The 13,472-nt window shown below is 62.5% G+C and carries 14 protein-coding genes; 6 read left to right on the top strand and 8 right to left on the bottom strand.

The window, feature by feature from the left end; all coding sequences use genetic code 11:
- Nucleotides 1-5: 5 nt before the first annotated feature.
- From V9K97_RS09285 to V9K97_RS09270, 4 genes are all read right to left on the bottom strand, one after another.
- Nucleotides 6-254, bottom strand: a complete 249-nt coding sequence (locus V9K97_RS09285) for a hypothetical protein (protein WP_258507585.1) — start codon at nucleotides 252-254, stop codon at nucleotides 6-8.
- A 109-nt stretch (nucleotides 255-363) separates the two neighbouring features.
- The gene (locus tag V9K97_RS09280) at nucleotides 364-1,266 is read right to left on the bottom strand and encodes a DUF3014 domain-containing protein (protein WP_337317619.1); all 903 of its coding nucleotides are present in this window, start codon (nucleotides 1,264-1,266) and stop codon (nucleotides 364-366) included.
- 136 nt (nucleotides 1,267-1,402) lie between these two features.
- The gene (locus tag V9K97_RS09275; protein WP_258507588.1) at nucleotides 1,403-2,092 is read right to left on the bottom strand and encodes an alpha/beta hydrolase; all 690 of its coding nucleotides are present in this window, start codon (nucleotides 2,090-2,092) and stop codon (nucleotides 1,403-1,405) included.
- Between the two features lie 15 nt (nucleotides 2,093-2,107).
- Nucleotides 2,108-3,160: an NAD(P)H-dependent flavin oxidoreductase gene (locus tag V9K97_RS09270; RefSeq protein WP_337317616.1), complete on the bottom strand. Its 1,053-nt coding sequence runs from the start codon at nucleotides 3,158-3,160 to the stop codon at nucleotides 2,108-2,110.
- A gap of 109 nt (nucleotides 3,161-3,269) precedes the next feature.
- Between V9K97_RS09270 and V9K97_RS09265 the strand changes: the two genes are divergently transcribed.
- Complete coding sequence (locus V9K97_RS09265) at nucleotides 3,270-4,730, top strand: sensor domain-containing diguanylate cyclase (protein WP_258507591.1); 1,461 nt, start codon at nucleotides 3,270-3,272, stop codon at nucleotides 4,728-4,730.
- 28 nt (nucleotides 4,731-4,758) lie between these two features.
- Here the strand turns inward: V9K97_RS09265 and V9K97_RS09260 are convergent, their stop codons facing one another.
- The 3 genes from V9K97_RS09260 to V9K97_RS09250 form a co-directional block, all read right to left on the bottom strand.
- On the bottom strand, nucleotides 4,759-5,670 hold the full coding sequence (locus V9K97_RS09260) for a hypothetical protein (RefSeq protein ID WP_337317614.1): 912 nt from the start codon (nucleotides 5,668-5,670) through the stop codon (nucleotides 4,759-4,761).
- A 41-nt stretch (nucleotides 5,671-5,711) separates the two neighbouring features.
- Nucleotides 5,712-7,049, bottom strand: a complete 1,338-nt coding sequence (locus V9K97_RS09255; RefSeq protein ID WP_337317613.1) for a glycosyltransferase — start codon at nucleotides 7,047-7,049, stop codon at nucleotides 5,712-5,714.
- A 103-nt stretch (nucleotides 7,050-7,152) separates the two neighbouring features.
- Entirely contained in the window at nucleotides 7,153-8,226 is a 1,074-nt protein-coding gene (locus tag V9K97_RS09250) for an alpha/beta fold hydrolase (RefSeq protein WP_443302974.1), read from the bottom strand.
- Nucleotides 8,227-8,567: 341 nt separating this feature from the next.
- Here V9K97_RS09250 and V9K97_RS09245 point away from each other — a divergent pair, with 341 nt between their 5' ends.
- Together V9K97_RS09245 and V9K97_RS09240 are read left to right on the top strand one after the other, a co-directional pair.
- On the top strand, nucleotides 8,568-9,632 hold the full coding sequence (locus tag V9K97_RS09245) for a sensor histidine kinase (protein ID WP_337317610.1): 1,065 nt from the start codon (nucleotides 8,568-8,570) through the stop codon (nucleotides 9,630-9,632).
- The gene (locus V9K97_RS09240) at nucleotides 9,629-10,423 is read left to right on the top strand and encodes a LytR/AlgR family response regulator transcription factor (RefSeq protein ID WP_337317608.1); all 795 of its coding nucleotides are present in this window, start codon (nucleotides 9,629-9,631) and stop codon (nucleotides 10,421-10,423) included. The genes V9K97_RS09245 and V9K97_RS09240 overlap by 4 nt, the downstream gene beginning before the upstream one ends.
- Before the next feature lie 39 nt (nucleotides 10,424-10,462).
- Here the strand turns inward: V9K97_RS09240 and V9K97_RS09235 are convergent, their stop codons facing one another.
- Nucleotides 10,463-10,978, bottom strand: coding sequence for a ferritin-like domain-containing protein (locus V9K97_RS09235; protein WP_258507601.1), 516 nt, complete (start codon nucleotides 10,976-10,978; stop codon nucleotides 10,463-10,465).
- A gap of 1,009 nt (nucleotides 10,979-11,987) precedes the next feature.
- Here V9K97_RS09235 and V9K97_RS09230 point away from each other — a divergent pair.
- From V9K97_RS09230 to V9K97_RS09220, 3 genes are all read left to right on the top strand, one after another.
- Entirely contained in the window at nucleotides 11,988-12,500 is a 513-nt protein-coding gene (locus tag V9K97_RS09230; protein WP_337317607.1) for a hypothetical protein, read from the top strand.
- A gap of 57 nt (nucleotides 12,501-12,557) precedes the next feature.
- On the top strand, nucleotides 12,558-12,809 hold the full coding sequence (locus V9K97_RS09225) for a hypothetical protein (protein WP_337317605.1): 252 nt from the start codon (nucleotides 12,558-12,560) through the stop codon (nucleotides 12,807-12,809).
- A 186-nt stretch (nucleotides 12,810-12,995) separates the two neighbouring features.
- Nucleotides 12,996-13,373 (top strand): hypothetical protein, encoded by a 378-nt coding sequence (locus tag V9K97_RS09220; protein ID WP_337317604.1) that lies wholly within the window; start codon nucleotides 12,996-12,998, stop codon nucleotides 13,371-13,373.
- Nucleotides 13,374-13,472 lie beyond the last annotated feature (99 nt).

Raw genomic sequence — 13,472 nt, 5'->3', positions numbered from 1 at the left:
CTTCGCTAGCCTTCGCGGCGGTACATCGCCCACTTCACGGTGAGGATGTCCGCGGCGATCTTCGCGGCGTTCACGCCCGCGTAAGGAACGGACGGATCGAATTCGAAGGCTTCCTGGTAGCGCTTGATGTGCGCGTAGTCCCGGTCGAAGGTCATCGGCCCCATGAGGTCGGCGGGGTCGGTGCCGGCGGGCAGCGCCAGAAACTTCTCGGGATCGGTAGCACTCTGGTAGAGGTCGACGCTCATCAGGTTCATACGGTTGTCCTCGAAATCGTGAGGACAAATCATCCACGGCATCCGCAGCGCGCGCAATCGGCCCGCGCCTACACGGCGCGCGATCGGCACGCGTCAACGGCGCGATGGGTCAGCGCTGCTTCTTCTTGGCCATGTCGCCCGTGGCAATCTGCTCGCGGAAGCCGCGCAGGCTGGCCTTGAGCTTGCGCTCGTTTTCCAGCCCCACCCGCACCATGATCTTCTGGCCGGACGAGAGCGACTCGAGCTGCGGATCGGCGTATTCATAGCGCACCCAGGGCCGCTGCGACGACACGTTGCCCTTGACCTCGACGAGCCGGACCTGCACCGGGCCGGCGGGTTCGGGCGCCTGCAGCAGATGGTCGATCACGGCAATGAGCCGGTCGTTGAAATAGCGGCCTGGATAGCCAAGCTCTTCATACGCTTTCTGAAAGAGCGGATAGAGCCGCGCATACGTCTTGGCGGCCTTGGCCGGGTCGACCGACCCCGCAAGCAGCACAATGGGGTTGTAGCGCGCGGCATTGTTGGCCGCGATGGTCTGCGCCTCGCCCTTGCCTTCGGTGGCAAAGCGCTGCTTGGTGGGCTGCACCGGCCATGCACTCGCTGGCGCCTGCTCGCGCGACAGGTTGTCGATGGTGGCCACGAAGCGGCGCACCACGCCGTCGAACTGCACGAATTCCGCCACGTTCTGGCTGCCCAGCAGATCGACCAGCGCCGACATCACGCGCGTGTCGGAATCGGCCACCGTGGGCAGGCCCGAGGCGGGCAGCGCGATCGCATCGATGGGGTTCTTGGGCTCCAGCGATTCGGGCAATGGGGCTGGCGGCGGTGCGGGCACGGGCCCGTCGTTCGGCGCGGTGGCCGCGGTGGGCGCCGGCTCGACTGGCTGCGGCTGTTGCTGCTGGTACCAGCGCCAGCCCAGGAGAGCGGCCGCTATCGCCAGCAGGCCGATGATGATGGTGCCGGCCGAGCTCTCGCGGCGCGGCCTGAATTCGGAGGTGTCGCTGTCGGACATGTCGGCAATATTCCTTTTGCGAGGATTGCAGTGGGAGGCGAACGGCTATGGTGCACCAGTTCTGCGGCCCTCCCCGGTGTCATCCCTCGTCATCCCGTAACGCACTGTGACGCGCCGGCCAAGCGAAAAAAGGCTTCTATGGCCGCGACTGGGGCGTACCCGCTGAGGTGCTGAGCGCCTGAAGCCACGCCAGCGTGCCTTGCAGCTCGGCCGGCCGGATTTCATGCCCGCCGGGAAAGTCCGCACCCGAGAGCGCCAGCGGCAAGCCACGCGCCAATTCGCGCGTGGCTTGTGCCGCGCTTGGCGCAATCACGTTGTCGGCGCTGCCATGGCTCACCCACAGCGCCTTGCCCTCGAAGGCCTCCGGCGGCGCAATGTGCGGCACCACCTGCGGCAGCAGGCGGCTGTGCCACACCATCGCGGCGCGCACCTTCGCGGGCTGCGTCAGCAGAAGCGACAGCGCCATGATGCCGCCCTGGCTGAAACCGCCGACCACCACGCGCTCCGGCGGCACGCCGAGCTGCTGCGATGCCGAGGCGATCATCTCGCCGACGAGAAAGCGGCTTTCGCGCTCCTGCTCTTCATTGATGTGGCGCTCGCCGTTTGCCAGCACCTGGAACTCGAACCACGCATAGGCATCGGGCGACAGCACATAGGGCGCGCGCAGGCTCAGCACGTGAAACTGCGGCGGCATGAGCCGCGCCAGGCCGAACAGGTCTTGCTCGTTGCTGCCGACACCGTGCATCAGCACCAGCAGCCACGGCTCGCGCACGCCGGCGTTGGAGGGCTGTTCGAGAAACTTGAAGGGCAGATGGAGTTGCGGCATGGGTCTGGCGAGGGTTCAGGCGGTGAGGTGAAAGCCCTGCGCCAGCGCGCGGGTGATCTCGGCGGACGGGAGCTCGCGGCAGCCCGTCGCGTTCTGCCCCGACCACAGCGGTGAAAAGTCGCCGCGGCCCTGTGCCTCGGCCTTGGCGCGCAGCGGTGCAATGGCTGACGTGGCAAGCGGAAACTCCGGCGCCACCGCGGTGATCGGCCCCAGGTCGCGCATCAGGCGGTTCATGATGCCCCGCGCCGGGCGGCCGGTAAAAAGGTTGGTCAGCGCGGTATGCCGCGCTGCATCGCTTGTCAGCGCCGCACGGTGCAAGGCGCTGGTGAAGGCTTCGGGCGCGAGCATGTAGGCGGTGCCGATCTGCACCCCCGCGGCGCCCAGCGCCATGGCGGCGGCCACACCGTTTGCATCGGCAATGCCGCCAGCCGCGATGACCGGCACGCGAACCGCACGCACCACTTGCGGCAGCAACGCAAAGGTGCCGAGCTGCGCCGTCAAGTCGTGCGAGAGAAAGTGCCCGCGATGGCCGCCGGCCTCCAGCCCCTGGGCAATGATGGCGTCGACACCCTGCGCCTCCAGCCACAGCGCCTCGTCGACCGTGGTGGCGGAGGCGAGGATCTTCGAGCCCCATCCGCGCACTTGGGCAAGCAGCGGCTCAGGCGGCAACCCGAAATGAAAGCTCACCACCGGCGGACGGAACTCGGCCAGCACCTCGGCCACCGCCTCGCTGAAGGGGTTGCGCCCGGGGCCAGCGGGAATGGATGCCGCATCGATGTCGTGCTCGCGGTAATACGGCGCCAGCGCGTTGCGCCATGTCGCCTCGCGTTCGGCGCTTGGCTGCGGCGACACGTGGCAGAAGAAGTTGACGTTGTAGGGCTTGCCTGTGCCCGCGCGGATGGCGCCTATTTCGGTGCGAATGGCGTCGTTGCCCAGCATGGCGCACGGCAGCGAGCCGAGCCCGCCCGCGTTGCTGACGGCAATGGCCATTGCGCTGCCTTGAATGCCCGCCATGGGCGCCTGGATCAGCGGGAGTTCGGTACCTAGAAGTTGCTGCAGCGTGGTCATGCGGAATTCCTTGTGTTTCGTGCCCCGGCCATTGTCCAACGACTGGAAAACGCCTACTGCCAAATGGTGCATCATCCGGAGCAAGATCCCACCCGCCCAGGAGCTGTACATGCCGTCTTCCACCGACTACGAGTCGATGTTCGAGTTTGCACCCATGTCGCTCTGGATCGAAGACTACAGCGGCCTGCTCCGGCTGTTCGAATCGTGGCGCAATGCGGGCGTGGTGGATTTGGTGGCCCACCTGAATGCCGAGCCGAGCCGGGTGAGCGAATGCATGGCGCAACTGCGGGTGTTGAGCGTCAACCAGAGCACGCTCAACCTCTTTGGTGCGCAAAGCCAGGCCGAGCTGCTCTCGCGGCTGGACAGCATCTTTCGGGACGACATGACCGCGCCCGTGATCTACGAGCTGGACCAGCTCTGGCGTGGAAATCTCTCCTTCGACAACCAGACGGTCAACTACGCGCTCGACGGCCGAAGGCTCGACGTGCACGTGCGGGTGCAGGTGCTGCCCGGCTATGAAAAGTCTTGGGACCGTGTGCTGGTGTCGCTCGACGACATTACCGCGCGCGTTCGCGCCGAAGAGCTGCGCCTGGAGAGCGAACGCTACGCGCGCGAACTGTTCGAACGGTCACCCGTTTCGTTGTGGGTGGAAGACTTCAGTGCGGTGAAGGCCCTGCTCGACGACATACGAAAACGGGGCATCACCGACTTCACGACCTTCATCAAGGTGCACCCGGAGTTCGTCACCCGCTGCATGAGCGAGATTCGCGTGATCGACGTCAACCGCGAAACCCTGCGCATGTTCGGTGCGGCCGACAAGGCAACGCTGCTGGACAACCTCTCGGACATCTTCCGCGACGAGATGCAAGACTCCTTCGCCGAGCAGCTGCAGGACCTCTGGAACGGAAAGATGCTGCAGCAGCGGGAGGTGATCAACTACGCATTGACGGGCGACCTGCTGAACATCCACATGCAGTTTGCAGTGCTCGAAGACCGGCTCGCCACCTGGGACCTGGTGCTGGTGTCGCTGATCGACATCACGGCCCGCAAGAAAGCCGAGGCCTACCTCGAGTACCTGGGCAAGCACGACGTGCTGACCCAATTGCGCAACCGCACCTTCTTCACGGAAGAAGTGAATCGGTTGACGCGCAAGGGGCCATGGCCGGTGTCGGTGCTGGTGATCGACATGAACGGCCTGAAACCCGTCAACGACGAGGAAGGCCATGCCGCCGGCGACGCACTGCTCCGGCGCGTGGGCGAGGTGCTGAGCAAGGCCGTCGATGAGCCCGGCTGGCCGGCGCGGATCGGCGGCGACGAATTTGCCGTCGTGCTCCCCAAGACGGACGAGCGCGGGGCGGAGGCGATGCGTGACCGCATCGTTTCCATGCTTGAGCTGAACAACCAGTTCTACGCCGGGCAAAGCGGACGGATGCTGAACCTTGCGATGGGCGTGGCCACCTGCGAGGCCGGCGACCAGCTCGACGCGGCCCTGCAGCGTGCGGACCGTGCAATGTACGAAGAGAAGGCCCGCTACTACCGCGAAAGCAAGGCCGACCGCCGACGCGAGTAGGCGCGGTGAAGAAGCGGCCCCGGCATCCTTAGAAAAGAATGATCCACTCGCCGCGTATGTACCGGTACTGGTAGCTGGGCCCCGAAAAGGTGGTGCTGCGGCTGTAGCCGGCATTGAAGCGGAACACCTGCGATCCCCTCACAGGGCTCTGCAGGCTCACGTCCAGCAGTCTCGTGGGCTGGCTCAGGTCGTGGTTGATCTTCTCGTTGCCCAGCCCGGCCGTTACCGCGGCGGTCCAGCCCCGGAAACGCTGCCGCCAGCTGACCGCCAGCATCGATTCGCTGTAGCTCTTCGGATTGAAGTAGGCCCTGTCGACATCTTCGTGGGTGCTGCGGTACGTGCGGTAGCGCGCTTGCAGGGTCAGCCCCAGGTCGAGCGAGGGTTGATAGATGAAGCGGATGCGCCCGTGATCCCGTCGATTCCCATCGGAGAAGTACTGCTGTGCCAGCAGCCCCACCAGCGTGACATGGCTTCCCAAGCCTTGGTCGACCGCAACACCGACGAACGAAAAATCGATTCCTCGGTCGAGGGACTTCGGTGTTTCGACCCAGTCGCGCGTAAGCAGAAACTCCACCGCCGTGCTTTTTGTCGGCGCTATGCGGTAGCTGCCGTCGAGCGTCAGCAGTGTATGACCGCCCTGCTCGAACACGCCGGCCTCCATCTGTCCGCCATTGGCCGTTCTGGTTTCGATTGAACGCGCGAGGAACGAGATCTTTTTTCCTGCCCTTCGCCAGCTGTCTTGCTGGTACTTGTAGTCGCCGAGCCGGAATCCGAGGTAGCGGTCGGCGTTTTCAAAAGCGGGAAAAAACTCGACCGATACCCGGCGGGATTCAAAGTTGTCGCTGTCGCTGGTCAGCAGGGCTTCCGTCCCGAAAGCCGTGCCGGACGTTTTTTTCTCGGCCGCTTCTTCCTGCGCATGGCAGGAGGCACTCAACACCATGAGGCCCGAAATGGCGGCCGCTGCATATGCCGGCTTCCTGGTCATTTGGTGCCCCAGGCTTTGGGCTTTCTGAACAGTTCGTCCAGATAGCCGAGCACACTGGCCGGTTGCAAAAGCAAGCTGTACAGCAGCACGTAGACAAAGAAGCCCTGGATATTTTTTCGCACGACCAAGCCGGTTTTCTTGAACATCCGGCGCTCGATCGAGAACATCAGGAAACTCAGCGCAAATGCCGCCGGTATCAGCGCCAAGGTCATTGGCCCCACGATCCAGTAATAGCCGAACAAGGCAAATATTATTCCGGGGATGAAGCCGATGGTGAATGCCAGGTCCAGCCACGGGAACAACAGGTTCCAGTGAATGAAAAAGGTCGACAGCCGCATCTTGAAAAGAATGCGGGGGTGTTTGACAAAGGCCTCCGTCATGCCCCGCGCCCAACGCTGGCGCTGCTTGACCAGCTGCTTGAGGGTACTGGGCACATTGGTGAAGAGGCAGGCGTCTTCGCAGTGCCCCACCCTGTACCCGGCGTTCAAGAGCGCCCATGTGAGCACGATGTCTTCTCCCACGCACTCGGGCCATCCGCCAACCTGGGTCAGCGCGGCCCGGTCGTAAACGGAAAATGCGCCTTGCGCAACCAAGGTGCCCTGGAAAAGCGACTGAACTCGCTTGACCGCGGAAATACCGTGAAAGTAGTCCCACTCCTGGCAACGGGTGATCCAGTTCTGCCGCGAGTTTCGAACCAGGATTTTTCCCGCAACCGCGCGCGTATTGGGCGGGTCGGCGTGATAGCGCTCGACAATGCTGGTGAGCGCGCCGCGGTACAAAAAGGAATCCGCATCGACGGTCACGACCAGATCGTGCAGAACCTCCTTGAACCCGATGTTCAAGGCGCGGGCTTTGCCACCATTCTTTTTCAGGTCGACAAAGCTGAGCCAGCTATATCGCTCCAGGGCGCGCTGAACCACCTGCGCAGTGCCATCCGCCGAGCCGTCATTGATCACGATGACCTGCAACTCGCCCGGGTACTTCTGCTGGTCGATGCTGACCAGCGTCTCTTCGATGGAAGCTTCTTCGTTGTACGCGGCAATCAATATCGATATCGGCGGATAGACCGACAGCGGGCGATGCGGCGGCCTTTTATCCAGAATGAGGCTGATTGCCATGAACGCATTCATGAACCCCGGAATGATGGCAATGCCATACACCAGGAAAATGGCAAACGCGGTTCCTACGTAGCTTTTCAGATCGGCCAGCCACGGCCCGGCGGCCCAAATCGAAAAAACCATCCACGCGATCGCCCCGATCAATGCGATCAAAAATTTGGCTGACACCGGCAGATAAATTGCCGAACGCTTCGCCTCTCGGCCATCTACTTTCATGTGCATCCTCGGGGGTCACAAGAATGTAATGCCGCAGCAATCCGTTGAACAGTTTGTTTACATTTTCCGATGCGTGCTAACAACTCAGACGAGTCCGGCGAGCCTACTTCGCAAGAAATGACGCAATCGCCGGCCCGGCCTGACCGACTGTGGCACCCAGAGCATCGGCATGACCATTGGGACTGTTCAACTCAACGTACTCTGCCGGGGTGCCTTGCGCCTTGAGGGTCTCCACTGCGCGTTTTGACAAGTGCGGCGGAAAGATCTGATCCGAGCTGATGCCCACGAACAGCGACTTGGCCTTGATGCGGTCTGGTTTGGCGCTCGGCAACTGCAAGGCCTTCAGCGTGTACAGCCAGCTGTTGGCGTCCATGCCCTTGGCGCGCGCTTCGCCGATCTTCTCGAGGGTGGCATCGACCGCAAACTGATTGGCGGTCGCATCGCCGGGGTTTTTGCCCGGGTCGGCCCACTTCTGTCCGAAAGCCTTGTCCGCCCAGGCGAAGCTGAGGGCGTCGAGCGTGACCTGCCGCATGGCCTGCGTCATGCCTGCCAGCGGCTCGGCCTTGCCATGGTAGTCGCCGTTGGCCCAGTTCGGATCCAGCCTCACGGCCGCGCCCCACGAGCTCATCTTGGCGACGGCGTAGGCCGGGCTGTCGACGCCAGGTCCCACGACGGACAACAGGCGCTGCACACGCTCCGGATAGGCCGAGGCCCATTCCACCGACATCCAGGCCCCAGCCGAAGCGCCAGCCACGGCGTAGAGGGTTCGAATACCCATCGAATCGAGCAGTGCCTTCTGCACCTCCACCGTGTCCCGCGCGGCCAGCACCGGAAAGCGCATGCCATACGGTTTGCCGGTGGCGGCGTCGATGCTGGCCGGGCCGGTACTGACGGCGGTGGCCGATGCACGATTGGGATTGGCCAGCGCGTCGGTCGCGATGACGAAGAACCGCTCGGTGTCGATCGGCAGGCCGGCGCCGATGATCGTGTCCCAGTAACCCGGCGCGGCGTCGCTCGCCGCATACCGGCCGGCGGCGTGCGAAGTGCCGGTGATGAAATGGTTGATGAGGATCACGTTGTCTCGGGCAGCATTCAAACGGCCATAGGTTTCATAGCCGATGCGCACTCCCTTGATGACCTGGCCGTTCACGGTCGTGTAGGCAGGCAGGTTGAACACCTGCTTTTCGACGATGCCGTCGAAGGCCTGCGCGTTCGTCGTGACGATGGCTGAACAGAGGGCGGCCGCGGCGCAAAGCAGCGTGTTGGAAAGAAAAGACCGTTGCATAAGAACTCCCGAGTGGTGAGGCCCGCACTTTCGGCGGCCGCTGCCACAGGCGCATCTGGTTTGACTCCCAAACGCTCGGTTGGGGGCGTCAACGGTCGTAAGGCGGCATCGAGCGGTCGCCGTTCGGTCGACCAAACCGACGGCTCGAGGACAAATTCGCCCTCAACGCCCTGCATCCGTAGCGGCATGGCGTTCCAACCTTTACAGTTCCTCGATGCATCCGACTTCCGCCAGTGATCAGCGTTGATTCATCGATTCCGGCCCGCTGGCTCGGCGCAGCACGGCTGACGGCCGGCTCGTTTCTGCTGTGCGCAATCGCGGCCGGGCTGCTCTTCTGGGCCGCTCCCGCACTCGAGACGCTGCCTCGCCTGTTCGTCTTCGTCGAATGTGTCGGCATGGTGTTTATCGCGTGCATTGCGGTGCTTGGCCGCTCGGAACGGCTGCTGCGAATGCAGGCGCTGCCCCGTTGGCTTCTCACCGGCGCGATCGCCATCCCGACGGGGTACTTTGGAGGTCACCTGATCGCGCTCCTGATCCTGGACGAGCCGATCAGCCGCCTTGTGGGTCATGGACGCGACTACATGGTGGCGTTTGCATTCGGCCTGGTGCTGGCCGCGTTCGTCCTCTACGCCGCTGCGGCGCGTGACCAGCTTGCCAAAGAAGCGATCGCGCGATCCGATGCCCAGCGCCTTGCCACCGAATCGGAACTGCGGCTGCTGCGCGCCCAACTCGAGCCCCACATGTTGTTCAACACGCTGGCGAATCTGCGCTCCCTCGTCGACGAAGACCCGCGACAGGCCGAGCGCATGATCGACCAGCTGATCGTCTACCTGCGCAGCACGCATGCAGCGTCGCGCGACGAAGTGACGACGCTGCAGTCGGAGTTCTCCCAGCTGAGGGCGTACCTCGACATCATGTCCTTGCGCATGGGCCCCAGGCTGGCCTATCGACTCGACTTGCCCGCCGAACTGGAGCGGAGCGCCATCCCGCCGATGCTGTTGCAGCCGCTGGTCGAGAATGCCATCAAGCACGGCCTGGAACCGAAGTTGGGCGCAGGGAACATCGAAGTACGGGCACGGTCGATCGAAGGGAGCATCGAAGTCGCGGTAGACGATTCCGGTCTGGGCTTGCCGCCGCAACAGCCCACTTTGAGTGGCGATGATGCGGGCGAGGTTTGCGGCTCCGGACTGAAGAATGTGCGTGACCGCCTCCAGGCCCTCTATGGCTTGCGTGCGTCCCTGACTCTGCAAACTCGATCACCATGCGGCGTTCACGCGGTTGTGAGGATTCCGTCGTGAACGCATGGCGCGCGGTGATTGCCGAAGATGAACCGGTGTTGTCGAGAACGCTGCAGCGATTGCTGTTCGAAGCCTGGCCCGAGCTGAAGATCGCGGGCGTTGCCGACGATGGCATGAAGGCGATCGAACTCGCCCAGACGCTGGTGCCCGATGTGATGTTCCTGGACATCAAGATGCCGGGCAAGACAGGCCTGGAAGTCGCAGAGGCTGTCGCTGACGAGTGGCCCGATGACAAGGCCGAACCGCTCTTCGTCTTCATCACCGCATATGACAATTTCGCGATCTCGGCATTCGAGCATGCGGCGATGGACTACATGCTCAAGCCGGCGACGCTTGAACGCTTGGAGGTCTGCGTGCAACGGCTGAAGCAAAGGTTGCACGAGCGCGCCCGGACACCAGTTGCCGGTGGCATGGCGGCCCTGATGCAGCGCGTCCAGTCGATCACGGATGCGGCTGACGCGCCCGAGAAGATCAAGATCATCCGCGCCGGCGTCGGCAACACCGTGCGGATGATCCCGGTCTCGGAGGTGATCTGCCTGGAAGCCGCCGAGAAATACGTCAATGTCGTCACGGCCGATGGCGAGGCGCTGGTGCGCATGAGCCTGCGCGATCTCGTGTCGCGGATCGACGCTGCCGACTTCACGCAGGTGCATCGCGGCGTGCTGGTCAACACGCACTGCATCGTGAGCGCCACGCGCGACGAGAACGGGCGCTACAGCCTGTGCGTGCGGGGCCTCCAGAGATCTCTCAAGGTCAGCCGGGCGTTCGGGCACCTGTTCCGCGCCATGTAGCGGCAGCAGGACCGGCAACGGACTATCTTCGTCACGCGCCTAGGCGGTTGCGTCGCGCAGCACCCGGAGCTGTTCATGGCTTTGCTGCGCGCTTGCGGCCTGGCGCTCGACCAAGTCGCGGGCGTCGGGTGGCAGATTTCGCTGCATCGCCTCGCGGTAGAGCGCGACGGCTGCCTCTTCGCCACGTTCACAGTCTTCAAGCAGCGACAACTCACTGTTCGCGCCGATCGCTCCTTTCACCCGGACCCACCCCCGATGGATGGTCGCCCCGGTCGTACCACACTCGATGGGCGTCCCACCGTGGCGCCGTATCATTCGCTCCAACTCATCGCAGGCCTCGTGGTACTGCGAAGCGCGCCGGTTGAACGACTGCCTCAGGCTTGATGCAGAAGGCACCTCTCGGGCGCAGGTGCGAAAGCCGTATTCGCTGTCGCGCGCGTGTTCGAGCAGTTCGCTCAACACATCGACCGCCTGCTCATCGGCGGGCACATCGGCAAAAGGAACGCGATCAGCACAAGCTTGGTCGGCGCGACCCAAAACGCTGCCATTGGCCATGATTTGCTCCTTGGTGTTGCTTGACGCGGAACAGAACTAAAACCGCCGGGGCCGCCGCGGCGCAGCCTTGCGAACTATGGTCGCGCGCCTCAGGGCTTCCGGCGTCGTCTGCTAGTGACGAGGCTTGTAGGGGTTGGCCGAATCCGCAACAGCGGCGGGCGGAGCGCCATTACGTGACTCGCTAGACACATCCGGACAAAGCATCTGCACTATCCCGCGCAAACCGTCGGCGATCACCGGCGCGGACGTTTTCCTACTGCAAGGGTCGTTTTTTCCCTTCGCCGATCGAGGTGATGCTGGCTACCGTGACGGCATACCCACCACCGAGGAAGTCACATGAAAAGCATCATCCTTTGGCTATGCGGCGTGCCTATTGGCGTCATCATCTTGTTGAAGGTATTCGGCGTCTTTTGAGAGCGACGAGGGCGATTGCCCTTTTTACAAAGGCGTTTCAGTTCGCCGGCCCCATGACGCGTCGCGTGCCGATCGGGCGCGGCTCACAGGCCGTCACAGGTCAGATCCGGCAAGGCCTACGACACGTTCGCGGCGGCCTGAGCAACTGGCCAATACCTTTCGCTCGCCCCTAAGTGACCGGTTTCGGCCGATTCTGTTGAAAAACTCGGTCGCAGCGTTCACCGCTGCACCGTGGCGAAAATCGACCTCTCAGATCGACCCAGGATCGACGATCGCGGCCCAGGGAATGGTTTGACCACCCCTGCAAATGTGCCCAAGAGAGCGCCACTCGAGTTTTTCCACAGAATCGGCCAAGAGCAGTCCCCCGTCCGTCGGGCGTAATGTGACCCAGATCAGAACGTCTTCGGAGAACTGTCCATTCAAAATCCAAGCAATGATTCACCTTCGACCAATCTGTCGCGGCGCACCGTATCGCCCTCATGCCTGACCACCATAGGCTGGCATTCGTCACGAAATCTGGATCAGCGTCTCTGGTCGCTTCGGGCGCCACGGCTTCGTCGATCCAACGCGCGTCATGCTAGGCAGAATGCGTTCCGTGAAAACCGGCATTAAAAACGTAATCGGCGTCGCGTCCATCGCCATCCTGCTTTTGGCATTTGGGGGCGTCGCTAGTCTGTTCGTCTGGCAACAGGACGTCCCCCGTCGGGAAAGTCTCGCAAACGAAAATGGGACGCTGCTTGGCTTCGAGACACGGCACAGTCGCTATTCGAGTTATGAGTACCTGTTGATACGAATCAACGGAGAGAACGAGCGCCTGCACATGTGGGCATGCATTTCGGACCTGAAACGTCTGCCGCTTGGAGAAGAGATCAGCGTACTGCGAATGGAGAAGACGCTGTTCGAAGTATCTAGGGCTGGCACCGTGGCTTGTTCCTACGGAGCCTCGGCTCAAGCGCTTGTAAGCTATCAAAATGCCAATAGAGCTACCACGGGATTGGCCTTGGGAGCCGCTGCTCTGCTGATAGCGCTTCTCGCCTGGACGGGTTGGCGCACCGGGCGTCATTTGGATAAGTTGGCGCAGGCGCAGGCGCACCGCGCCACTCACTAGAATTTTCCGCTGACGGCCAAAACCGGACCTTCGCAAGCACTCAGGGTGCACCAACTGATGAACAACTTTCCTGCGTTTGGGTTTCTGCTGGCCTTCGCGGCCGTGGCACTGTCGCTCGGCGCACTGGTCCTCATTGGCTGCTTGGTCGTAGCGGCGATGTATCCTCGCGGCCATCCGTCCGCAGACCGATTGCGAACGTTCGCCGCGCGCCTGCCTCGCCTTGTCGCCCGTAGCATCATGCTTTTCGACGGGCTGGCTTTCATATTCATCTTGGCCATGTTCGCGGTTCTGACATTCGTCTTCTCCTGACCTCGCCAGCAAGGACAAAATGCGGCCAGGACCGGACGCTGAAAGCGCGCTTGAAATCGGCTGAAGTAGGTTCTCGAAAAAGCAATTGGCACGGTCTACATTTATGTGAGTTTACTTATGCCTCCCAGATTTACTCTGTTGATAGACGGAGTACCGCGAGCGCCTTCCTCATTTGCGGTACCCGAGATGAGCCTCAGCTCTGCGCGAAGCCAGATGGAGAAGCGGACCTTCGTCCTTTCATTCCAAGCCGCCGAGGTCGACGCGCATCTCGATCCAATTTATGCGGCTTGGGTGATTGACTCCAAGAAGGACGATGAACAATGTGGCGCACCGCAGGACGAGTTGGCGAAGGCGGGCTATCCTAGCTTTGATCTAGTCCTCAACTCTCCATCACTTCTCGAGCTCGTGATGGGTCGCTACCTGTTCAACGAACTTTTCGCCCCTCGGGCGCGGGCCGGTCGAGGTTCAATCGACTATTGGTTCGATCAAGTCATTGGCTGCACCTTAGATGGAAGCGCTATCAAGGTCACCGGCGTTTGCTACAGCAAACTAGGCGACCAGTGACAAGTTGGCATGCATGGCAGGCTTTGACGATCGGGTGACAAACGGGATCAGCGTGCTGTCCGCGATCGTCGACAGCGGCACGTTTGCGGCGGCTGGCGA

Source organism: Variovorax sp. CCNWLW186 (assembly GCF_037203865.1).
Classification (GTDB): domain Bacteria; phylum Pseudomonadota; class Gammaproteobacteria; order Burkholderiales; family Burkholderiaceae_C; genus Variovorax.
Note: the sequence above shows the minus strand (reverse complement) of the source record. Positions and strands in the feature narration are given on the sequence as shown.

Coding starts and splice junctions, on each gene's coding strand:
- V9K97_RS09285 (WP_258507585.1), bottom strand. CDS start 254: ATGAACCTGATGAGCGTCGACCTCTACCAGAGTGCTACCGATCCCGAG.
- V9K97_RS09280 (WP_337317619.1), bottom strand. CDS start 1,266: ATGTCCGACAGCGACACCTCCGAATTCAGGCCGCGCCGCGAGAGCTCG.
- V9K97_RS09275 (WP_258507588.1), bottom strand. CDS start 2,092: ATGCCGCAACTCCATCTGCCCTTCAAGTTTCTCGAACAGCCCTCCAAC.
- V9K97_RS09270 (WP_337317616.1), bottom strand. CDS start 3,160: ATGACCACGCTGCAGCAACTTCTAGGTACCGAACTCCCGCTGATCCAG.
- V9K97_RS09265 (WP_258507591.1), top strand. CDS start 3,270: ATGCCGTCTTCCACCGACTACGAGTCGATGTTCGAGTTTGCACCCATG.
- V9K97_RS09260 (WP_337317614.1), bottom strand. CDS start 5,670: ATGGTGTTGAGTGCCTCCTGCCATGCGCAGGAAGAAGCGGCCGAGAAA.
- V9K97_RS09255 (WP_337317613.1), bottom strand. CDS start 7,049: ATGAAAGTAGATGGCCGAGAGGCGAAGCGTTCGGCAATTTATCTGCCG.
- V9K97_RS09235 (WP_258507601.1), bottom strand. CDS start 10,978: ATGGCCAATGGCAGCGTTTTGGGTCGCGCCGACCAAGCTTGTGCTGAT.
- V9K97_RS09225 (WP_337317605.1), top strand. CDS start 12,558: ATGAACAACTTTCCTGCGTTTGGGTTTCTGCTGGCCTTCGCGGCCGTG.
- V9K97_RS09220 (WP_337317604.1), top strand. CDS start 12,996: ATGAGCCTCAGCTCTGCGCGAAGCCAGATGGAGAAGCGGACCTTCGTC.